The organism is Sulfurimonas sp. HSL-1656 (assembly GCF_039645585.1).
GTDB classification, from domain to species: Bacteria; Campylobacterota; Campylobacteria; order Campylobacterales; family Sulfurimonadaceae; genus Thiomicrolovo; species Thiomicrolovo subterrani.
In genome coordinates this window covers 294,455-315,749 of the sequence record NZ_CP147915.1, presented here as the reverse complement: position 1 = coordinate 315,749, position 21,295 = coordinate 294,455, and the positions used below count along the sequence as shown (strand labels likewise).

At 59.8% G+C, this 21,295-nt stretch carries 25 protein-coding genes; 15 read left to right on the top strand and 10 right to left on the bottom strand.

The features are described 5' to 3' along the window. The first annotated feature begins 75 nt into the window (after positions 1-75). The 10 genes from WCX49_RS01640 to WCX49_RS01595 all read left to right on the top strand — a co-directional run bounded on the left by WCX49_RS01640 (position 76) and on the right by WCX49_RS01595 (position 6,585). On the top strand, positions 76-471 hold the full coding sequence (locus WCX49_RS01640) for a rhodanese-like domain-containing protein (protein ID WP_345985845.1): 396 nt from the start codon (positions 76-78) through the stop codon (positions 469-471). Positions 472-499: 28 nt separating this feature from the next. After that, positions 500-973 carry a rhodanese-like domain-containing protein gene (locus tag WCX49_RS01635; protein ID WP_345985844.1) on the top strand — a complete coding sequence of 158 codons (474 nt, stop codon included), beginning with the start codon at positions 500-502 and terminating at the stop codon, positions 971-973. After that, entirely contained in the window at positions 970-1,368 is a 399-nt protein-coding gene (locus WCX49_RS01630; protein ID WP_345985843.1) for a hypothetical protein, read from the top strand. The genes WCX49_RS01635 and WCX49_RS01630 overlap by 4 nt, the downstream gene beginning before the upstream one ends. Next, complete coding sequence (locus WCX49_RS01625; RefSeq protein ID WP_345985842.1) at positions 1,365-1,730, top strand: NifB/NifX family molybdenum-iron cluster-binding protein; 366 nt, start codon at positions 1,365-1,367, stop codon at positions 1,728-1,730. The genes WCX49_RS01630 and WCX49_RS01625 overlap by 4 nt, the downstream gene beginning before the upstream one ends. A 12-nt stretch (positions 1,731-1,742) precedes the next feature. After that, positions 1,743-1,952 (top strand): DUF4492 domain-containing protein, encoded by a 210-nt coding sequence (locus WCX49_RS01620; protein ID WP_345985841.1) that lies wholly within the window; start codon positions 1,743-1,745, stop codon positions 1,950-1,952. A 97-nt stretch (positions 1,953-2,049) separates the two neighbouring features. Continuing rightward, positions 2,050-3,588 carry a cytochrome ubiquinol oxidase subunit I gene (locus WCX49_RS01615; RefSeq protein ID WP_345985840.1) on the top strand — a complete coding sequence of 513 codons (1,539 nt, stop codon included), beginning with the start codon at positions 2,050-2,052 and terminating at the stop codon, positions 3,586-3,588. Next, a complete protein-coding gene (cydB, locus tag WCX49_RS01610; protein WP_345985839.1) occupies positions 3,588-4,721 on the top strand; it encodes a cytochrome d ubiquinol oxidase subunit II in 1,134 nt (377 codons plus the stop codon). Before WCX49_RS01615 ends, cydB begins: the two co-directional genes overlap by 1 nt. Before the next feature lie 167 nt (positions 4,722-4,888). After that, positions 4,889-5,320 carry a permease gene (locus WCX49_RS01605; protein WP_345985838.1) on the top strand — a complete coding sequence of 144 codons (432 nt, stop codon included), beginning with the start codon at positions 4,889-4,891 and terminating at the stop codon, positions 5,318-5,320. Then, a complete protein-coding gene (locus WCX49_RS01600) occupies positions 5,317-5,832 on the top strand; it encodes a permease (protein WP_345985837.1) in 516 nt (171 codons plus the stop codon). Before WCX49_RS01605 ends, WCX49_RS01600 begins: the two co-directional genes overlap by 4 nt. A 258-nt stretch (positions 5,833-6,090) precedes the next feature. Then, positions 6,091-6,585 carry a nucleoside 2-deoxyribosyltransferase gene (locus WCX49_RS01595; RefSeq protein WP_345985836.1) on the top strand — a complete coding sequence of 165 codons (495 nt, stop codon included), beginning with the start codon at positions 6,091-6,093 and terminating at the stop codon, positions 6,583-6,585. A 23-nt stretch (positions 6,586-6,608) separates the two neighbouring features. Here WCX49_RS01595 and WCX49_RS01590 read toward each other — a convergent pair whose 3' ends face one another. Next, entirely contained in the window at positions 6,609-7,565 is a 957-nt protein-coding gene (locus tag WCX49_RS01590; protein WP_345985835.1) for a TIGR00730 family Rossman fold protein, read from the bottom strand. 66 nt (positions 7,566-7,631) lie between these two features. Here WCX49_RS01590 and WCX49_RS01585 point away from each other — a divergent pair, with 66 nt between their 5' ends. Together WCX49_RS01585 and WCX49_RS01580 are read left to right on the top strand one after the other, a co-directional pair. Then, a complete protein-coding gene (locus WCX49_RS01585; protein WP_345985834.1) occupies positions 7,632-8,900 on the top strand; it encodes an MgtC/SapB family protein in 1,269 nt (422 codons plus the stop codon). 98 nt (positions 8,901-8,998) lie between these two features. After that, on the top strand, positions 8,999-9,412 hold the full coding sequence (locus WCX49_RS01580) for a TOBE domain-containing protein (protein ID WP_345985833.1): 414 nt from the start codon (positions 8,999-9,001) through the stop codon (positions 9,410-9,412). A gap of 60 nt (positions 9,413-9,472) precedes the next feature. On the opposite strand, the gene ppsA is transcribed toward WCX49_RS01580, so the two are convergent. Then, on the bottom strand, positions 9,473-11,902 hold the full coding sequence (gene ppsA, locus WCX49_RS01575; RefSeq protein WP_345985832.1) for a phosphoenolpyruvate synthase: 2,430 nt from the start codon (positions 11,900-11,902) through the stop codon (positions 9,473-9,475). Between the two features lie 42 nt (positions 11,903-11,944). Further along, the gene (locus WCX49_RS01570) at positions 11,945-13,342 is read right to left on the bottom strand and encodes an MBL fold metallo-hydrolase (protein ID WP_345985831.1); all 1,398 of its coding nucleotides are present in this window, start codon (positions 13,340-13,342) and stop codon (positions 11,945-11,947) included. Positions 13,343-13,497: 155 nt separating this feature from the next. Between WCX49_RS01570 and WCX49_RS01565 the strand changes: the two genes are divergently transcribed. Beyond that, positions 13,498-14,013 (top strand): ferritin-like domain-containing protein, encoded by a 516-nt coding sequence (locus tag WCX49_RS01565; protein ID WP_345985830.1) that lies wholly within the window; start codon positions 13,498-13,500, stop codon positions 14,011-14,013. Here the strand turns inward: WCX49_RS01565 and WCX49_RS01560 are convergent. The 6 genes from WCX49_RS01560 to WCX49_RS01535 form a co-directional block, all read right to left on the bottom strand. Next, positions 14,005-14,352, bottom strand: a complete 348-nt coding sequence (locus WCX49_RS01560; protein ID WP_345985829.1) for a diacylglycerol kinase — start codon at positions 14,350-14,352, stop codon at positions 14,005-14,007. The genes WCX49_RS01565 and WCX49_RS01560 overlap by 9 nt on opposite strands. After that, the gene (locus WCX49_RS01555; protein WP_345985828.1) at positions 14,349-15,500 is read right to left on the bottom strand and encodes an MFS transporter; all 1,152 of its coding nucleotides are present in this window, start codon (positions 15,498-15,500) and stop codon (positions 14,349-14,351) included. Before WCX49_RS01555 ends, WCX49_RS01560 begins: the two co-directional genes overlap by 4 nt. 38 nt (positions 15,501-15,538) lie before the next feature. Further along, positions 15,539-16,111 (bottom strand): PAS domain-containing protein, encoded by a 573-nt coding sequence (locus WCX49_RS01550; RefSeq protein WP_345985827.1) that lies wholly within the window; start codon positions 16,109-16,111, stop codon positions 15,539-15,541. A 102-nt stretch (positions 16,112-16,213) separates the two neighbouring features. After that, positions 16,214-16,840: a methyltransferase domain-containing protein gene (locus tag WCX49_RS01545; protein ID WP_345985826.1), complete on the bottom strand. Its 627-nt coding sequence runs from the start codon at positions 16,838-16,840 to the stop codon at positions 16,214-16,216. Continuing rightward, the gene (locus WCX49_RS01540) at positions 16,833-17,999 is read right to left on the bottom strand and encodes a hypothetical protein (RefSeq protein WP_345985825.1); all 1,167 of its coding nucleotides are present in this window, start codon (positions 17,997-17,999) and stop codon (positions 16,833-16,835) included. Before WCX49_RS01540 ends, WCX49_RS01545 begins: the two co-directional genes overlap by 8 nt. Positions 18,000-18,030: 31 nt before the next feature. Beyond that, positions 18,031-18,309, bottom strand: a complete 279-nt coding sequence (locus WCX49_RS01535) for a CDGSH iron-sulfur domain-containing protein (protein WP_345985824.1) — start codon at positions 18,307-18,309, stop codon at positions 18,031-18,033. 113 nt (positions 18,310-18,422) lie between these two features. Between WCX49_RS01535 and WCX49_RS01530 the strand changes: the two genes are divergently transcribed. Beyond that, positions 18,423-19,430, top strand: coding sequence for an amidoligase family protein (locus WCX49_RS01530; RefSeq protein ID WP_345985823.1), 1,008 nt, complete (start codon positions 18,423-18,425; stop codon positions 19,428-19,430). After that, positions 19,409-20,092: a gamma-glutamyl-gamma-aminobutyrate hydrolase family protein gene (locus tag WCX49_RS01525; RefSeq protein WP_345985822.1), complete on the top strand. Its 684-nt coding sequence runs from the start codon at positions 19,409-19,411 to the stop codon at positions 20,090-20,092. The genes WCX49_RS01530 and WCX49_RS01525 overlap by 22 nt, the downstream gene beginning before the upstream one ends. 60 nt (positions 20,093-20,152) lie before the next feature. On the opposite strand, the gene WCX49_RS01520 is transcribed toward WCX49_RS01525, so the two are convergent. Continuing rightward, a complete protein-coding gene (locus tag WCX49_RS01520; protein ID WP_345985821.1) occupies positions 20,153-21,274 on the bottom strand; it encodes an OmpA family protein in 1,122 nt (373 codons plus the stop codon). Positions 21,275-21,295: the final 21 nt, after the last annotated feature.

The following is a 21,295-nucleotide window of genomic DNA, read 5'->3' as shown; positions in this document are numbered from 1 at the left end:
ATAAAACTACAATTTTATTTTGGTTTAATCGTCAGGTATTATAATGCTGTCAGATTATTTGCATAAGGAGTAAAAATGAATGAGAATTTCAATGAGCGTCTGGCGTCCATTATCGCCAACGATGTCGCCAAAGAAAACCTCGGCCATATCGACCTGCACAAGGCGCGGGAACTGCTGATGGATGCCGGTGCCGTGCTCTTTGACGTCCGGCCGCCGGCGAAGGTGGAGGGCGAAAACGCCCAGGAAGCGGGGATCAAAAATGCCTATTACGCACCCTACCCGGCATTTGCCGCCTCCCTGGAGCTGCTGCCTGAAGACAAAACGACCCCCATTATCACCGCCTGCGTCAAAGGGTGGTTCGGCAACCGCGTCATGGCCTACCTCGAGATGATGGGCTATGCCAATGTTTACGTGCTCGACACAAGCATCACCGCGCTGATCGAAGCGCACTACGCCCACACCGGCCGCTGATGCCGACACCATACGAAGGAAAAACCGCATGAGAAAAACAGTGATCTCCCTGATCGCACTGAGCGCACTGAGCGCATCCGCGCTCGCCTACGACGCCGCAAAAGCCGCCGAATTCAACGGCTTCTTCTCCCACATGACCCACAAGGCGTGCGCCAACTCGACGCTCTTCGTCAAGGCCGACGACGTCATGAAGATGCTGCGTGAAGCCAAACCGATGCTCCTGCTCGACATCCGGACCGAAGGGGAAGCCTCCGTCGTCGCTCTGGGCGGCACAGGAAGCAGACATGTCCCCGTCGAGCATCTGTTCGAAAAGCCGAACCTCGACACCCTCCCCACGGACCGCCCGATCGTCCTCGTCTGCTACTCCGGCACGCGGGCGACGATGGCGGCCATGGGCCTCAAGATGATCGGGATCAAGAACGTGCAGGTTCTCAAAGGGGGCATCGTCGCGCTCGCCGCTTCCGATACGACCAAAAACGCACCGTTAAAGGATGAAAAATGAAAATCGCAATCCCCGTAGAGGGTGAAAACCTCAAAATCGTCAAACGGACGGGGCAGGCCCCCTACTACGCCCTTTTCGACGACACCGTCTTCGAGCGGATCGTCGAAGCGCCGCAGAGCGGACATGCCCATGACGACCGTCACGACCACCATGACCATGAAGAGCACGGCGGCCACCACGGGCATCACCACGCCGAAGACGAGGAACATATCCAGGGGCACGGCAAGAGCCTCTCCAACCTCGCCGGTGTCGAGATGATGCTCGTGCGTATGATCGGAACGCATATGAAAGAGGCGGTCGACCGTGCCGGTATCACCGTCAAGAAGATCCGTGAGAAACACGGCGAAACCGCCGATGAAGCCGTCAAAAATTATTTACAGGAGAAAGCAGCATGAAAATCGTATTTCCGACCGATGAGGACATGGGATTCCTCTCCCGCCGCGGAGCGCATTTCGGCAAAGCGAAGTTCTACACCCTCGTCACCGTCGAAAATAATCGTATAATGGATGTCGAAGGTATCGTCAACCCGGGCCACGATGCCGGGGGCTGCGGCAACGCCGTCTCCAATATCATGGCCCTGCACCCCGACGCCCTGGTCGTTTCGGGTATCGGCGGCTCCCCGGCCAAAGGGTTTGAACAGGCGGGGCTCTCCGTTTATGTCGACCGTGAATCGCCGACGGTGCGCGACTCCGTCGAGCGCCTCATGCAAAACGCCCTCGGCGCCCTCGGCGGCAAAGGGACCTGTTCCACCCACTGAACAAGGAAAAAAATGAAACTGGCAGCCCTCTACCGTTTTTACCGTGACGGGTTCAACGCCATGCGGCTGGGCCGTACGCTCTGGACCGTCGTGGCTGTCAAACTGCTCATTCTTTTCGGTGTGATCAAAGTCCTCTTTTTCAGCGATACCCTGCAGAGCCGTTTCGACAGTGACGAAGCACGGCAGGAGTTCGTAAGCCGGCAACTGATGAACACACCGTAATCAAACGATTCACGCCCGATTTTGACACCCCCTGCGCCCCATCAAGAGGCAAGGCATGCCGAAAGCACGGCAAAAATGAAATTGAAAAGGATAATTAATGCTGTATGAAACGGCCGCAAGCGTTGACTGGGCACGGGCCCAGTTTGCCCTGACGGCGATCTACCACTTCCTGTTCGTCCCCCTCACCCTGGGACTCTCGTTTATCGTCGCGATCATGGAGACGCTCTATGTCCGCACCAACGACCCGCAGTGGAAGCGGGCGACGAAGTTCTGGATGACGCTCTTCGCCATCAACTTCGCCGTCGGCGTCGCGACGGGGCTGATCATGGAGTTCGAGTTCGGGACCAACTGGGCCAACTACTCCTGGTTCGTCGGCGACATCTTCGGCGCGCCGCTGGCCGTGGAGGGGATCCTCGCCTTCTTCATGGAGTCGACCTTCTTCGCCGTCATGTTCTTCGGCTGGGACAAGGTGAGCAAGGGGTTCCACCTCCTCTCCACCTGGCTCGTCGCCGTCGGTTCGAACCTCTCCGCACTCTGGATCCTTGTCGCCAACGGCTGGATGCAGTACCCCGTCGGCATGGCCTTCAACCCGGACACCGCCCGTAACGAGATGGCCAACTTCTGGGATGTCATCCTCTCCCCGGTAGCGATGTCCAAGTTCCTGCACACCATCAGCAGCGGCTACGTCATCGCCGGACTTTTCGTCGTCGGGATCTCCGGCTGGTACCTGCTGAAGAACCGCGACACGCTTATTGCCAAGCGCAGCATGGTCGTCGGCGCCTCCTTCGGCCTGCTTGTGTCGCTCTTCCTGGCACTCAGCGGGGATGAGAGCGCCTACAACGTCGCGCAGAAACAGCCGGTCAAACTGGCCGCGATGGAAGGGCTCTACAAAGGCGAGACCCGCGCGGGCATCATCGCCTTCGGTATCCTCAACCCCGACAAAGAGCTCGGCGACGACCGCCACGAGTTCTACGGCGACATCGAGATCCCCTACGCCCTCTCATTCCTGGGCTACCACGATATCGACGCCTTCGTGCCGGGTCTCGACGACCTCGTCTACGGTAACGAAAAGCACGGCATCGAACCGGCGCAGGCGCGGATCGACCGCGGCAAGACAGCGGTTGCAGCGTTCAAGGAGTATAAAACAGCCGTGAAAGCGGGTGACGAAGCGGGTGCGGCCGAAGCGCGCACGGTGCTCGAAGCGAACATCGCCGACTTCGGCTACGGCTACCTCGACAAACCCGAGGACATCGTCCCGCCGATCGCCCTCACGTTCTACAGCTTCCACGTCATGGTCGGACTGGGGAGCTGGTTCATTCTCCTGTTCCTTGCCCTGCTCTACCTGACGATGGCCAACGAGATCACCCGCTTCCGCAAACTCCTTTGGCTCGCCATCTGGTCGATCCCGCTGGGCTACATCGCCGCCGAGGCGGGCTGGATCGTCGCCGAGGTCGGCCGCCAGCCCTGGGCCGTGCAAGACCTGCTGCCCGTCGGCATCGCGATGACGGACATCTCGAGCAGCAGCGTCCAGACGACCTTCTGGATGTTCGCGGCGCTCTTTACGGCGCTGCTCGTCGCGGAGATCAAGATCATGCTCCGCCAGATCAAAATCGGACCCGACGGAGGAGACCACTGATGTTTGAAGCACTCACCTTTTTACAATTGCAGCAGTACTGGTGGATCATCATCAGCCTGCTGGGCGGACTCTTTGTCTATATCATGTTTATCCAGGGGGGACAGACCGTGCTGAATCAGCTGAGCCGTAACGAAACGGAGAAGACGATGCTCGTCAACTCCCTGGGGCGCAAATGGGAGCTCGGCTTTACGACCCTGGTCCTTTTCGGCGGGGCGCTCTTTGCCGCCTTTCCCCTCTTTTACGCCACGAGCTTCGGCGGGGCGTACTGGGTCTGGATGGTCATCCTCTTCTGTTTTATCATCCAGGCGGTCAGCTACGAGTACCGCAAAAAGCCCGACAACGTCCTGGGGCAGAAGACCTACGAAGCGTTCCTCTACATCAACGGCAGCCTCGGCGTCGTGCTGCTCGGCATCGCCATCAGCACCTTCTTCAGCGGTGCGGATTTCGCCCTCGATGACAATAACTTCGTCCACTGGCAGGGTGGCGCTCGGGGCCTTGAAGCGCTACTGAACCCGATGAACTACCTGCTCGGATTCGCACTGCTCTTCCTTGTGCGCATCGCAGCCGGGATGTATTTCATCTCGAGCATCGACCATGCCCCGATCGAGGCCAAGGCCCGCACGATGATCAAACGCAACATCGTCTGGTTCCTGCCGTTCTTCCTCGGCTTCGTCGCGTGGATCTTCCTCAAAGACGGTTTTGCCTACGATGCCGCCACCAAAACGGTATCGATGGTGCCGAATAAATACTTCTGGAACTTCATCGAGATGCCCGTAGTGGGCATCATGTTCCTCGCCGGGGTCGTCATGGTCCTGCTCTCGGTCTTCAACACGGTCTTCCGCGGCAAGAGCTGCTGCGCCTGGACCAACGGGGTCGGAATCGTGCTGACCGTTATGGCGGTGCTGCTCGCCGTCGGCTTCAACGGGACGGCCTTCTACCCCTCGACGCACGACCTCCAGCACTCGCTCACGATCGAGAATGCCTCGGGCAGCCTCTATACGCTGACCGTGATGAGCTACGTCTCGCTGATGGTGCCCTTCGTCCTCGCCTACATCGCCTACGCCTGGCGTGCGATGGACCGGGTCAAGATCACCGAAGACGAGATCAACGCGCCCGACGCGCACAACTATTAAGGAGCCCGTTATGGATTACACCTCTTCACTTATCTGGTTCGCCTCCTGGCCGCTGATCATCTACGTCAGCTACCGCTTCGTCCGCCTCAACGTTGACGAGATTGCCCGCCGCGAAAAAGAGCAGTCGTGACCCCTTTTGCCGCAGGGGTTTCGCTACAATCGTAGTTATGAAAGAGAACTCCCGCGCCAAAGAGGCCTTTTCCAAAGCCCTGCGCTCCCTTGCGACCATGACGCCGATGCTCCTCGCCGTCATCGGCCTGGTCGGGCTTTTCCAGGCCTTCGTCTCCCCGGAGATGCTTCGCACCCTCTTCAGCGGCACCCCCCTCCTTGACACCTTCATCGGGACCGTCATCGGCGGGATCTCCATCGGCCAGCCCGTCATCAGCTACATTATCGGCGGCGAACTGCTCGGCGAGGGGATATCGCTCTATGCCGTGACCGCCTTTATCCTGGCGTGGGTGACCCTCGGGATCATCCAGCTGCCGCTGGAGGCCTCCCTCTTCGGCAAACGCTTCACCGTTATCCGCAACCTGCTCAGCTTCGTTTTCGCGATGCTGATCGGTTTCGCCACGGCTTTGACGCTGCAGGGGCTCTCGTGAAAAAAGCACCGGCCCCCGCACTGAAATGCAACGGCTGCATCCTGCTCGCCGTCACCCTCCTGCTCTACGGCGCGGCCGCCCTGTTCGCCCCCGACACAACCCTGGCGGCGGCGGAGGAGAGTCTCGGCATCCTGATGAAAATCCTGCCGATCCTGCTCGTCGTCTTTTTCCTCACCGCCCTGCTCAACACCTTCCTCAAGCCCAAGAGCATCGCGAAACACCTCGGCGAAGGTTCACGGCTCCACGGCTGGTTCATCGCCCTCTTCGGCGGGATCCTCAGCCACGGCCCCGGTTATGTCTGGTATCCCATGCTCGCCGACCTGCGGAGCCAGGGGGCCCGCGACGGCCTCATCGTCGCCTTCTTCTATGCCCGGGCCATCAAACTCCCCTGGCTCCCCGTGATGATCAGCTACTTCGGCATCGGGTTCACCCTCGTGCTGAGCTTCTACATCCTGCTGGGGGCCTGGCTGCAGGGGCTGATCGCGGAGAGGATGTTAAGAGTTAAGAGTTAAGAGTTAAGAGTTAAGAGTTAAGAGTTAAGAGTTAAGAGTTAAGAGTTAAGAGTTAAGAGTTAAGAGTTAAGAGTTAATCGTGTCAGCATCTGCTTCTTCTGTCAAGGCCGAAATGGTAATTAGCGGGTCGGGCGGACCTGTGATGCTTGGAATGTCCCAAAAGCGGCAGCCTTTTGCACTTTCTTTTTCCCGGTTCGGCTTCTTTTTTGGATAAGCAAAAAAGAAGGGGAACAAAGCACCTCATCAAGAAGGAAAACAATGAAAACGATCTACCTCGCCGGCCCCGACGTCTTCGAACCCGATCCTGTTGCCGCGGGCGAGGCCCTCAAGCAGCTCTGCGCCGATTACGGTTTCGAGGGCCTCTTCCCTCTGGACAACGCCATCGAAGATTTCGACCATCCGCACAAGACCGCCGAAGCGATCCGGCAGGCGAACATCGACCTCATCCGCCGCGCCGACATTGTCATGGCAAACCTCAACCCCTTCCGGGGATTCGAACCCGACTCCGGTACCGTCTACGAAGTCGGGTTCGCCGAGGCGCTCGGCAAGCCGGTTTTCGCCTACGCGGCCGACCGCCGCCACATGCCCGACCGCCTCAGGGCCCATCAGCAGCTCGCGCCCGACGCCCTGCAGTGCCGTGAGGGCAAAAGCATCGAATCCTTTGCCCTCTCGCACAACCTGATGTTCACCCATACAGTCGTGGCAGACGATGCACGCAGCTGTCTTCGTTATATCGCGGAGCGTCTATCCTGACACAAGCGTAAGGCCGAAATCCGCTACCCCTTGAGATCGTGCACGAGGGGAGAGCCGCTCTTCTTGTGCCACTTGACGATCAGTTCCCATGCCTCTTCCGCTGTCTCGGCAAAGGCGAAAAGCTCCCGGTCCTCTTCGTCAATCGTTCCCTCCTCGACAAGCATTTCGAAGTTGATGATCCCGCGCCAGTAGCTTTCGCCGACGAAGACGACGGGCATCGGATCGATTTTTCGCGTCTGCACGAGGGTCAGGACTTCGAAACATTCGTCCAGGGTCCCGTAGCCTCCGGGGAAGATGACCAGGGCCTTGGCCCTCCGCAGGAAATGGAGTTTACGGATAGCGAAGTAGTGCACCTGGAAGCAGAGTTCGGGGGTGATGTAGGGGTTGGGGTACTGTTCATGCGGCAGGGTGATGTTAAGGCCAGCCGATTTGGCGCCGACATCGAACGCGCCGCGGTTGGCCGCCTCCATGATGCCAGGCCCCCCGCCTGTCATCAGGGTGATTTTCGTATCTTCCGGTCCTTTGCCGCTGCGGCCGACAATCGCCCCGAATGCCCGGGCCGTCTCATAATAGTGGCTCTTGGCCAGCAGCCGCCGGGCGATACTCAGCTCTTTTTCGAGCGCCTCGCCGTCTTTCGTATCCCGCTGTGATTCGAGCGTGTCTATCAGGCGTTTGGCCTCTGCCTCCTCCATGATGCGGGTAGAGCCGAATACGACGATAGTATGTTCGATGCCGTGTTCGCGCAGCAGCAGTTCGGGCTTGAGGTAGTCAACCTCCAGCCGCACGCCCCGCACCTCGTCACGGCGCAAAAACCGCGGGTCCCTGTCAGCCTGGATAAAATTCTCATGCGCCATGATGGCCTTGACGCGCTTATGCGCTTTGGGGTCATCCTCGTCGGGCTTGGGGTGCTCCCACGGCAGCGGCTTCTGATGCCGCTTCAACAGCTTGCGAAACGCTTTTTTATCATGGTTTTTCTTCATGGGTACCCCTTCAACTCCGTTGCCCCATTGTAGCACGCATCGCGGCCGACATGGTACAATCATCGTATGGAATATGCCGTACTCAAATCGATGCTTATCGCGCTGCTGCTGGGGTTCATGATCGGCATGCAGCGCACCATGAGTTACCTGCCCAGGGGCAAAGAGAGCTTCGCGGGGAGCCGTACCTTCGCCCTGCTGGCCCTCATCGGCTACCTGGCCGGATGGCTCGGCGAGGCGGTCCCGGGCTTCGTTTTCGCAGCGACGGCCGTCGTGGGGCTGCTCGTCGGGCTCTCCTACTACCTCAAGGTCACCCGATTCCATCAGACGGGGATGACCACACAGGTCGCCGCCCTCGTCACCTTTTTCCTGGGGCTCATGGTCTACGCCGCGCTGGAGAACTACGCCATCTTCATCGCCGTCGTCATGGTCGTGCTGCTCGAGATCAAACCCCGCCTGCGGGAGTTCGAGTCCCACCTCTCCTCCACCGACATCAGTGCCGCCGTGCTGCTGCTGGCCATGAGCTTCGTCGTCCTGCCGGTCCTGCCCAACACGATGATCGGCCCTTATGAACTTTTCAACCCCTACAAGACCTGGCTGATGGCCGTCATTATCGCCGCCATCTCCTTTGTCGGGTATGCCGCGGTGAAACTGTGGGGGCACCAACGCGGCCTCTTCATCACCGGCGCGGCGGGCGGGCTCATCTCCTCCACCGGGGTGGCCGTATCGTTGTCAAAGATGTTCGCCGGCCAGACGACGCTGCTCAACAACTACGCCGCCGGGGTCGCCATCGCCTGTACCTTCATGTACCTGCGCGTCCTCTTCGAAGCGGCCGTCATCTCCCCCGCCCTGGCCAAAGCCCTCGCACCCGCCTATCTCGCGGCAACGGCGGCCGGGCTGCTCTTTACCTACTACCTCTACAGCCGTTCACAGAGTGCCGACATCCGCCTCGAGAACCAGGCCATGACAAAGAACCCGCTGCAGCTGAGCGAAGCACTGAAGTTCGGACTGCTCTTCGGCATCATCTACGGCGCCATCGCCTTCACCGAGAACCGCTTCGGCGATATCGGGGTCTATATCGTCTCGTTTATCTCCGGCATCACGGACGTCGACGCCATCACACTCTCGCTCTCGGAGCTGACCCGCGACCAGAAGCTTGCCATGACGACGGCGATGAACGGCATCGTCATCGCCTCCGTCACCAACTCCCTCGTCAAACTCGGCATCGTCTTCTGGATCGGCGGCCTGAAACTGGGGTGGCGCGTTGCACAGTTTTTTCTGCTGACACTGGGGGTGATGGCTTTTGGGCTTGTTGTGTCGGAAACGCTCCTGCTCTGATGTGATATCACATTTTTTATTTTTTAACACAATGTGCTATTTTTTAGGCATTTTTTTGTGATAGACTTCCCTTTGAAAAACAGATCGAAGGAAAAAAAATGAAAACAAGTGCACGCAATCAGATTAAAGGAACCGTAACCGAGGTCATCGGCGGCGCCGTCAACAGCGAAGTCGTTATGGATGTAGAAGGGACTCCGCTCAAGGCGATCATCACCAAAGAAGCCGTCACGGATATGGGGCTCTCTGCCGGATCGGAAGTCTATGCGATCATCAAGGCATCCTTCGTCATGATCGCCAAAGAGAAACCGGGCAAGATCAGCACACGCAACGTCATCGAAACGACGGTCAGCGACATCATCGAAGGCCCTGTCAGCTGCGAGCTCAAACTGGCCATGGGCAACGCTATGCTGACGGCCATCATCACCGAAGAGGCCGCCAAGGACCTCGGCGTTGCCAAAGGCGACACCGTTTATGCGCTGATCAAAGCCAGCTCCATCATCCTCGCACAGTAAACCTGCTGTCGCCCTTACGGGGCGCTGCTTCAGCGCTTCACCCCTTTCTAAAACACCGTATTACTGTTCCGTCGGTGCCCCGTTCAGCGCCGTTTCCAGTTCAATGATCCGCGGCAGCGTCGTCAGCACGCTGTCGGGATTGAGGCTGATGGAGTCGATCCCGAGTTTCACCAGGAACTCCGCGACCTCCGGGTAGTCCGAGGGGGCCTGCCCGCAGATGCCGCTGTGGCGGCCGTTGCGTTTGGCACCCTCGACGGCCATCTCGATCATCTTCAGCACCCCTTCGTCACGCTCTTCGTAATCAAACGCGACGATCTCGCTGTCACGGTCGACCCCGAGGGTGAGCTGGGTCAGGTCGTTGCTGCCGATGCTGAAGCCGTCAAAGACCTCGCTGAAACCGTCGATGGAGATGACGTTGTTCGGGATCTCGCACATCACGTAGATCTGCAACCCGTTCTCGCCGCGCACCAGCCCGTGCCGCGCCATCGTCTCGACGACCCGCCTCCCCTCCTCGACCCGGCGGCAGAAGGGGATCATCAGGATGACGTTCGTAAAGCCCATCTCGTCGTGGACCCGCTTCATCGCTGCGCACTCCAGTGCGAACCCCTCCTCGTAGGCAGGGTGGCTGTAACGGGCCGCGCCCCGGAAGCCGATCATCGGGTTCGCCTCGTCCAGCGGTTCGAAGAATTTCCCGCCCGCAAGCGTGGCATACTCGTTCGTCTTGAAGTCGCTCATGCGCACGACGCAGGGGTCGGGGTAGACCGCGGACGCAATCGTCGCCACCCCCTCCGAGAGCGTCTTGACGAAGAAATCCTCCGGAGTCTGGTAGGCGGCACTGAGCGCCTCGATCTGCACCCTTGTAGCCAGGTCCGTCTTTTCGGGGTGGATAAGCGACATGGGGTGCGCTTTGATGGACTCGTTGATGATGAACTCCATCCGCGCCAGGCCGATCCCGTCGACGGGGAGGTGTGCAAGCGAAAAGGCGAGATCAGGGTTACCGAGGTTCATCATGATCTTCGTACGCGTTTTGGGGAGGTGGCTGAGATCGGTACGTTCGACATCGTAGGAGAGTTTGCCGTCGTAGACCCTCCCCGTCTCCCCCTCGGCACAGCTAACCGTCACCTCCCGGCCGTCCGCGAGCCTCTCGGTCGCATCCTCCGCACCGACGATGGCCGGGATGCCGAGTTCGCGGCTGACAATGGCCGCGTGGCAGGTGCGCCCGCCGCGGTTGGTCACGATGGCCGAGGCCATCTTCATCACCGGCTCCCAGTCCGGCGTCGTCGTATCGGCCAGCAATACCTCCCCGGGTTTGAAGTCGCCGAGCTGCTCCGTGTCGCGGATATGGTGCACCTTCCCGCTGCCGATCTTCGTCCCGACGGCGCGGCCGCTCACCAGGACCTCCCCCGTTTCGCTCAGATGGTAGATCTCGAGGATCGACCCCTTTTTCTGCGACTCCACCGTCTCCGGGCGCGCCTGCACCATGTAGAGCCGGCCGTCGATGCCGTCCTTCGCCCACTCCATGTCCATCGGCTTGTCATGCCCGACGTTCTCCGAATAGTGCTTTTCCACCTTGACGGCGTAGTCGGCCAGCACCATCACATCCTCGTCGGTGATGCAGAACCGTGCCCGCTCGGCGGGCGGCGTCTCGACGTTTTTCGTATACTCGACGGCGATGCTGCCGCTGCTGAGCGCTTCGGAAAAGATCATCTTGAGCTCTTTTTTCCCGAGGCTCCGTTTCAGGACGGCCCGGTGCCCCAGGGCAAACGTCGGCTTGTGGACGTAGAAACCGTCGGGGTCTATCGTCCCCTGTACGACGTTCTCCCCCAGCCCGTAGGTGCCGGTAATGTAGACGACGTCGCGGAATCCCGTCTCCGTATCGATGCTGAACATCACCCCGCTCGCGCCGACATCGCTGCGTACCATCTTCATCACGACGACGCAGAGCCTGACGTCGAAATAGTCAAAACCGCTGTCAAACTTGTAGTGCAGGGAGCGGTCGGTGAAGTTCGAGGCGAGGCAGCGTTTATAGGCGTCCAGCAAGGCTTCGGCGGAGGCGATGTTGAGATAGGTGTCGTTCTGGCCGGCAAAAGAGGCTTCCGGGGAGTCCTCCGCCGTCGCGGAGGAGCGCACCGCCAGGGAGACTTCATCGCCGTATTCGCTTACGAGCGCCTCGAACCCCTCCAGGATCTCCGCTTCCAGTGCGCTCGGGAGCGTGCAGTTGTAGACGATCTCCCGGCACGCTTTTCCGCGCGCCTGCAGCTGTGCGACGTCGTCGGGGTCGAAATCATCGAGCAGGGCATGCAGCTTCTGCAGGGCACCGTTCGCTTCGAGCACGGCGTCGTACGCCTCCGCCGTGACGGCAAAGCCGTTGGGGATCAGGACCCCCGCGGCGCTGAGGTGGCGGTACATCTCCCCCAGGGAGGCGTTTTTGCCCCCGACGGTGGGGACATCATCTATCCCTATCTCCCTGAACCACTTTACATATGCCATCACGCCCTCCTTCGTCTGACGTTTTTGCGAGAATCTCTTTAGCTAGAGATAAATCACCTCGTTCTGCTCCACGATGTGCGCCTCTTTGTGCAGCTTCTCCGCAATCGCCTGCTTGAACAGCAGCGCCTTGTCCGCCTCCCCGTGGATGAGAAAGATCTTTTTCAGGCCGTCCATCCCTTCGATCCAGGAGAGGATCCCCGACTGGTCCGCATGGGCCGAGAAGCCGTTGATCGTATAGACCTTGGCCTCGATCCGGATATCTTCGCGGTAAATCTTGATCCACTTCTCCCCGTCGACGATCCGCCGCCCCAGCGTCCCGGCCGCCTGGTATCCGACGAAGATCAGCGCGTTCTTGCGGTTCCAGAGGCGGTGCTTGAAGTGGTGCAGGATCCGCCCGCCGGTGCACATCCCGCTGCCGGCGATGATGATGGCGCGGCTGTCGATCTGGTTGATTGCCTTGGACTCCCCGACATCGAGCGTATAGGAGAGCAGCTCAAAATCGAAGACGCTGCCGTCGCGCGCCTTCACCTCGCGGCACTTGGCGCTGAGCAGGTCGCTGTAGCGGTCATACACCTCCGTCGCCCTGATGGCCATCGGGGAGTCGACGAAGATCCTGCAGTGCGGCAGTTCACCGCTTCCGTGCATCTCCTTGAGCAGAAACAGGATCTCCTGGGTCCGCTCGACGGCAAACGAGGGGATGAGGACGTTGCCCCAGTCGTACAGGGTGTCGGTGATGACCTTTTTGAACTCCGCCGTGCTCTGCAGGGCGTTTTGATGGTCGCGGTCCCCGTAGGTCGATTCGGTATAGAGGTAGTCCGCATGGGGGCAGGGGGCAAGGTTGGGCAGCACCATGTCGTTGTCGTTCCCGATATCGCCGGAGAAGACGATGGTCCGCGTCTCCCCCGCCTCCTGGTAGGCGATTTCGATAAACGCGGAGCCGAGGATGTGCCCCGCATCCCGGTAGGTCACCTCCACCCCCTTGCAGAGGGTAAAAGGTTCGCCGTATTCGGGCAGGATACGGGTGAGGCTCAGGGCGTCTTTGACGTCATCTTCACCGTAGAGCGGAGGGTTCACCTCCTTTTCGCTGCCGCGCCGCAACGCCTTTTTAAAGCGGGTCTCAAAATCTTCCTGCATAATCTTCGCACTGTCGAGCAGGATGACTTCTGCCAGGTCGAAGGTCGCCTGCGTCGCCACGACCGTCTTGGCAAACCCCTCTTTGACGAGTTTGGGCATCCGGCCGCAGTGATCGAGATGCGCATGGGTCAGCAGCAGGAAATCGACCTGCGCCGGGTCGAATCCGAACGCGTCGGCGTTGCGCTCCTCCTCCCCGCCCTGGAACATGCCGCAGTCAATGAGGATCTGCTTGCCGCTTTCCAGTTCGAGTAGGTGGCATGACCCCGTCACCACTTCCGCCGCGCCGTACGAGATAACCGTTGCCATTTCTCCCTCCTGCTGCTTCGCTGCCACTATCATAGCACTAAACCGCCGGGGGGATCAAACCCAACTGAACAAAACAATAATTATTATTTGTTGATCTTGACTTAAGATGAATCGTCTTATGATGGAATTATTACAATTTCTTAAAGGAGTCCGTCATGGCAATTCGCGGTATTTCCATACTCAAAGGCATCGAAGCGGAAACGGTGGTCACACTGCTCAACAAGGCGTACTGCGACGAATGGCTGGCCTACTACCAGTACTTCATCGAGTCCAAGGTTGTCAAAGGGATCATGAAAGACGCCGCGATCACCGAGCTTGACCAGCATGCGGCGGACGAACTGCGCCACGCAACGATGGTGGCCGACCGCATCATCCAGCTCGGCGGCACGCCGGCACTGAGCCCCGCGGAGTGGATGGTGCACAGCAACTGCGGCTACGAGGCGCCGGAAAACCCCGACGTCATGGCGGTACTCGAGCAGGCGATCAAGGGGGAGCAGTGCGCCATCAGCGTCTACTCGGACCTGGTCGATCTGACCCGCGAAAAAGACATCGTCACCTACGACATCGTCTCGCAGATCCTGGCCGACGAGGTCGAGCACGAAGAGGACCTCCAGGCCCTCTACGACGACATCGAGGAGTTCATCGACCAGATCAAAGCGGCCCTAAAGTAGCACGACCGCCCAGATCAGCACCGTCATCACGACGCTGATGAGGCAGGCCGCCGCGGCGCTGTCCTTGGCCGCCTTGGCAAGCCGGTGGTAGTCGCGCGTGCTCAGGTCCACCCCCCGCTCGACGGCACTGTTGAAAAGCTCCGCGACAATGGGCAGGAAGAGCGAGAACTGCAGCCAGAGCCGTTCGCACTTGCTGACGTCGATGCTCCACGCGACGATGCTCAGCACAACAAAGAGCGCCGTCTCGATCTTGAAGATCGTCTCGTGCCGGAAAACGTGCATGAACCCTTCAATGGCATAGCCGAAGTTCTTGCGGAGCGAATATTTCGGTTTGTTCATCCTCGGAGCCCCTTTCTCAATCCATATAATACACTAACGGCCAGGGTTCCGCCCAGGGCCACATCCAGGGCGGTCTGCATACCGAACTGCTCCCAGAGCCAGCCGCCGAACGCCGCCCCCGCCGCGGCGAAGAGCGCGACGGCGGCATAGAAGATGCCGTAGACCGAACCGCGGTTGTCCGCCTGCTCCGCGATCATCGCCCGGTTCGCGTTGAGCGTCGCAACCGTAAAGAGCCCCAGAAAGGCGAAGGCGGCCCAGGTCGCCGCGGGCGTCTGCAGCCACAACAGGGCCTGGGCGGCGATACCGCAGCCGTAGCCGAAGGCGCTTACCGCTTTGCTCCCGAAGCGGTCGGACCCCAGCCCGAACAGGTAGCTTGTCAGGGTCTGCACCCCCGTCGATACAGCAAAGAGCAGCGGGATCAACGCCGTGGCGATACCGACGGTTTTGGCCTGGATCGTGAAAAAGGCCTCGCTGAAGATGAAAAAGAGAAAGAGGAAGTAAAAGAGCAGCTGCATGACGCTCTTTTTGTCCGCGGCGCTCAGCCGGAAGCGCTCTGTGCACTGCTCGCGTTTGGGGACGTCGCGTACGAGAAAAATGACGATCACGCCGCCGATGATGCCGGGCAGGAGCGTGACCGCGAAGAGCGTCCGGATCACCGCCTCGCTGTCGCCGAAATACCACAACAGCCCGAACAGCAGCAGCGTCCCGCTGAACTCCCCCGCGATATCCATCGTTTTGTGGAAGCCGAAGGTTTTGCCGTGCGCGTTCTGTTTGCTGTACGCGGCGATCATCAAGTCCTTCGGCGCCGAGCGTACCCCCTTGCCCATACGCTCCAGCGCCCGCAGTACCGCAATGCTTCCCCAGCCGTGGCTCAGCCCCAGCAGCGGTTTCGAGAGGGCCGAGAGCAGGTAGCCGCCCACGACCAGCGGCTTGACCACGCCGTAGTAGTCCGCGATGTACCCCGAAACCATCCGGAGTGCATAGGAGACAAAGGTCGCCGCGGCGACGATGACGCCCAGCTTGTCCATCCCCTCGTGCAGTACGGTGACAATGAAAATCGGCAGAATGGGGTTGACCATCGCAGAGGCCAGGTCGGTGAAGTAGCTCACCCATCCCAGGCGCACGACGTTTTGATTGATTGTGTGCATTCGGGCATTATAGCGCAGCCCGGTGCGCGAAGAGAGGCTTATTTCTTGCCGAAGAGTTTCCCGAAAAAGCCGAACATGCCGCTCAGTTTTTTGTGGAAGATATCGTCAATATAGGAGGAGTAGTCGTGGAAGCCGTCATTGTGCAGCTTCAGCTCGAGGAACATCTCCGCGTCGCGCTGCGTCTTCGTCTCTTCCAGGTCGAGCAGTTTCGCATAAAGGGTCTCAACTTCTTCAAGTACCTTTTTCGGTACCGGCCAGCGGTGTGAACGGTAGCCGCGGATCTGCTTGTGCTCGTTGAAGAGCGGCTTGTACTCCGAGTAGACCCAGTAGTATTTGCCGTCTTTGCGGCGGTTTTTGACGATCGCCTTGTACTCTTTACCCGCTTTGAGCGCGTCCCAGAGCAGTTTGAAGACGGTTTTCGGCATATCCGGGTGACGGACAATGTTATGCGGTTTACCCATCAGCTCCTCTTCCGGGTAACCGGAGAGTTCAACAAAATATTCATTGGCGTAGACGATTTTACCCATGGCATCCGTCTCGGATAAAATCTCTTTTTTGGAATCGACGGGGACCTCGATATCGAGGGGCTTCAACTTAAACTTGTCCGACATTGGAAATCCTTATATAGCTATTTCTTTTTCGGATAGTAACAGAAGCAAAATTAATACTATACAAAATCTAATAGTTAATATTATATACAGATAATAACGCTGTTAGTTTTTATACATTAATGTGACGAACAAAAATCCGGGATACACTTCTTCGTGCACGACGCCCTCTTTGTTTTTGGTGAACCGGCAGAGGCTTTCGCCGATCGGGATGACAAGAATACCGCCGGGTTTGAGCTGCGCCAGGAGCTGCTCGGGGAGCTCCGGTGCTGCGGCAGAGACGAGTATCCGGTCAAACTGCTCCCCCGGCACGCCCAGTTCTTCCCCCGCCGCTTCGATCCGGATCTGCCCGAAACCGAACGGCGCGATATTCCGGCGGCCCACTTCCACCAGGCTTTTTCGGCACTCCAGCCCGACGACTTCCCCCTGCGGGCCGACGATATACCCCAGCAGTGCCGTCGTCCAGCCCGAACCCGAACCGATGTCAAGCACCCGCTCCCCCGGCTGGGCGTTTAACAGTTCCAGCATAAAGGCGACCGTCGTCGGCTGGGAGATCGTCTGCCCCTCGCCGATGGGAAGCGGGTAGTCGCCGTAGCTGTCGCCGCCGTAGAGCTCAGGCACGAAGGCGCTGCGGTCGACGGCACGGAAGGCCTCGATGATGCGCGGCGTGCGCAATGCCCCGTACCCGATCATCTCGGCGATCAGCGCCGCCTGTGCCTGCCGGTCACGCATGCTCCGGCCCCCCTATCGTCAAAAAGGCATCGGGCAGCAGCGAAGTCGCGAGCATGACCGTGTTGATATCTGCATGCTCCCGCCACGTCGCAGCCGCCTGGTGTGCCTCCCGCAGCCAGAAAAGCTCCAGAACCTCGGCCATCGGCACGGAGGCCTGCAACGCGCCGAGCTGTTCGGCCAGCACCCCGTTCTTCAAATGCCCGTCGTTCAGTACCTGCATCAATGAGACGCCGTGCAGACCGATGCCCAGTCCCAGTTCCCTGAAGGCCAGCCTCGCCTCCGCAGGGTAACGCAGCGCACTGCTTTGCAAAAAGCGTTCCGTACCTTCCCGCGCCGCTTCAAGCAGCGCGCGCAGCAGGCCGCGCAACGGCAGGTCGTGCCCCGCCATCATCTGGGTCACCCGCGTCGCATCAAAGAGCAGCCCCCCGAGCCCCAGCGGGTCATCCGTCAGAAGCGGCATGGTTTCGGCCATCGCCCCGGTCGCTTCAAGCTCCCCGCCGAGTCCCGCATCGTCTCCCAGCGCACGGGCCGTCACCGAGAGCTGCAGATAGGTCACGTACGCTTCGAGGGCGTCGTGCTGTCCCATCGAAGCCACCAGCGGCCGCCGCAGATCGGTACTCATTTTCCAGTACATACGCTTCGAGCCGTCGGGCATCGTATAGGTAAAGGCGCGGTGCGCGCTTTTGGCCAGCTCGACGGCCCAGCGGCTGTAGCGCACCTCCCCGCTCACGGCCGCCATGCGGTCCAGGGCGTGCATCCATTTGGTCAGGTAGTGGAAATACTGCCCGTCGCGGTCCCACTCCGACGTTTCGTCGTACGCCTCCTCGACACCCCGCTCCGGCAGTGGCTTGCCGATCCGCAGTCCCGCCACCGTCGGATAGTGCGCCGCGTCGGCCTCCCCCAGACCGCTCAGGGTTCCGTGACGCCCGTCATCGGCGCGGAACGTCCCCAGCTCGCGGTGTACCGCATCGATCAGCGCACGGGCTTTGTCAAGATACCCCTTCGCTCCGAGACGCTTGAACAAGGAGAGGTAGTTGCAGACGGCAAACGCGTCCGTCCAGAGGTAGCGCCCGCCCGCCCGATCGAAAGGGGTATGCGCCTCGAAGGCCTCCATCAGCGCCGCGGCCTTTTCAATGCGTGCCTCGTGGTTCAGAATCATACGGCTGTTTCCGTCAGGGTCACCACCAGCTTCACTCCCCCATCACCGGACCGCCGACGTCGTCCTCGCCGTAGAAACTGTGCGTCCCGTCGCAAAAAGGGAGGTTCTTGGAGGATTTGCAGCGGCACAGCAGGTAGGCCTTGCTCTTCTCTACCGTAAACTTGAGCGGCATGCACCCCGTCCCTTTGTGGCTGCCGTCGCAAAAGACTCCCTCTTTTGCCCGGCCGCACATACAGTACATATAACTCTTCCCCGCCTCCAGGTCGACCCCTTTGGGTTTATTGAAAAAAACAACCGCGTCCTTGCACATGCTACACCCCCGTTTTCGATGGCGTATCCGCGCACCGTTTTTTTCATGATAGCCCGATGCCCCCGCAATGTCAAGCCCCATGCAAACACCGAAAGTGTGGTTATAATTATTGCATGACACCCTTTCTTCTGCCGCCAAAGGTGCGCTGCAGCGACGGCGAAATGCGTCGCGTCGGTTTTGAACTGGAGTACTCCGGCCCGGAGCTGGAACAGTGTGCCCGGATCGTCGCGGAGATCACGGCGGGGGAGATCCGTGAGATCAACCCCTGGCACTATGTCGTCGGCCCGACGCCGTGGGGGGACTTTACCCTCACCCTCGATTTCCAGTTCCTCATCCGTTCGGGCCTCCAGGAGTGGCTGCACAATGCCGGTTTCGACGAAGCGATGGAGCAGGACGAGATCGACGCGATCGAGTACTTCATCGGCTCCTTTTCCGCGTCGCTCGTGCCTTTTGAGCTGACGACGCCGCCCCTGCCGCTGAACGAACTGGAAGTGGTGGAAACGCTGAAAGAGGCGCTGCGGGATGCCGGGGCACTCGGGACGGCGGCCAACCCCCTCTACGTTTTCGGCTTCCATATCAATCCCGAGATCCCCGAGATGAACGTTGGTACCCTGCTCGCCTACCTGCGCGCCTACCTCGTCCTCTATGACCTGCTGGCCGAAGAGATCCGCCCCGTCCTGACGCGGCGCCTCTCCTTTTATATCGACCCTTTTCCCTCCGACTACATCCGCAAGGTCCTGCACCCCGCCTACCGTCCGACGATGGAGGGTTTTATCGATGACTACCTGGAAGCCAACCCGACACGCAACCGGGCCCTCGACCTGTTGCCGCTGCTGGCCTGGAACGACCTGGGGCGTGTCCGCCGGGCCCTGCCGGCCGAAAAGATCTCGCCGCGGCCCGCCTTTCACTTCCGCCTCCCCAACTCCCGCGTCGACGAAGCGGGCTGGCACACGGCCGATGCCTGGAACAGCTGGCTCCATGTCGAACGCCTGGCCGAGGATTCGGAGACACTGCTCTCCCTCGCCTATGCGCGCTACCGCATGATGAACTCATTCTTCTACCGATTCCGCAAAAAACAGTGGATCAAAAGGATACGCCAATGGGCCGAAGAGTTACAATAGCCGTCACGGGGGGCCGGCGCGGCAGCCGGCTCGCCTGGTACTTCTCCCGGTTCCTGCTGGGGGGCCACGGCGCGGGAAGCCGCTTCCTGCACCCCGGAACCGATTACCGCGATGTACCCTTCGATGCCCTGCTGATCACCGGCGGCAGCGATATCGACCCGGAGACGTACGGCGCCCAGGCGCATCCTACCATCGAACACACCGACCCCGCCCGCGATGCCATGGAGCTCTACCTCATTGAGACGGCGATCCGCCGGGGGGTCCCCGTCATGGGGATCTGCCGCGGCATGCAGCTGCTCAATCTGCATTTCGGCGGGACGCTGCATCCGCATATTCACGACTTCGACCTCGACGTCGCCCACCCCCATACGCCCCTGCCCCTTAAAACGGTGACGCTGGAACACGGCACGAACCTGCACGACATCATCGGCCAGTCGGCCCTGCGCGTGAACGCCCTGCACCACCAGGCGGTCAACCGGCCCGGCGAAAGCATCCGCGTCGCCGCGCACGACGGCAACAATATCGTCCAGGCCATCGAACATACGGCGCTGCCCTTCGTGCTGGGCATACAGTGGCACCCCGAGTTCATGCCCTACAGCTGGCACAGCCGGAAGATCTTTGCGGCCTTTGTCCATGCGGCGCGCTCGATAAAAAACAGTTAAATGAAGAGACGGTAAAAAAGGAGAGGGTGAAGAGCCGGCACAGCCGTCTCTTCGGGAAAATCAGCGGATCAGTTCTGCGCGGACGGAACGGTTATGTGCGCGCCCTTCGGCCGTGGTATTGGTAGCGATCGGATCGGTCTCACCTTTGCCGACGGCGCTCAGACGATCGGATGCGATCCCCTTGTCAACCAGCAGGCCGACAACGACTTCGGCACGTTTCTTTGAGAGCACGTCGTTGTACGCGTTCGTCCCGCGGTCATCGGCGCGGCCGACGATCTCGGCTTTATACGGATTAACCTTCATGTAGTCCGCGAAGGCGTCGATCTCGTCCATATGGGCACTCGTCACCACGGCCGAATCCGTGGCGAACTCGACGCTGAACTGGAAGGTCTCGGCACATCCTACAGTGTCGACCTTGAATCCCGCAGGGGTTTCCGGGCATTTGTCATAGGGGTTCGCAACACCGTCACGGTCGCTGTCGGGTACACAGCCGTAGGCATCGACTTCTACGCCTCTGGGCGTATTCGGGCACTGGTCATTATCGTCGATGACGCCGTCACCGTCGCTGTCATAGGTCCGGTAGCCCGCCGCAGCCGTCGCTGCCGCCGCTTCATGCGCGCCGAAGGCAAACGAGAGGCCGGCGAGCACCAACAGGTTGCTGTCATAGCGTCCGCCGTTCGGTTTGAGCATATAAATCGCTTCGAGTTTCAGCGCCACCTGCTCGCTAAACGGGATCTTGACCCCCGCACCGACGTCGCCGTAGGCACCGTTTTTGTTGCCGTAGAGCGGGTTGCTCATGTTCTCGTACCCTGCACCGATTTTGGCAAAAGGACGGAAGCGGCCCTCTTCCGTGTAGTCATAGACTGCGCCCATGCCCAGACGCCAGATATTCGTCGAAGCGGACATATCGGCAGGGCTGAGAAAGAGAGGCGGCGTCGGTGCCGGCGGCTCATAGGAGTAGTCCGTATCCGTCGCGTAATAGGCGGAGAACTCCGGTTTGATCGGGAAGGAAAAGAGATTGTTGATCTGGATTTCACCCCCGATGATCGTCTCGTTTTCGAGCAGTATGTTACCTTCCGGAATACCGATCCCCACTACCGGTGAAACCTCGAAATTGTATTGCGATGCCGCCGCGATCTGTGCCGCCAGCAGCGCACCCGTCATCCATGCACGCTTCATCATTCCTTATACTCCTAAGCGAAA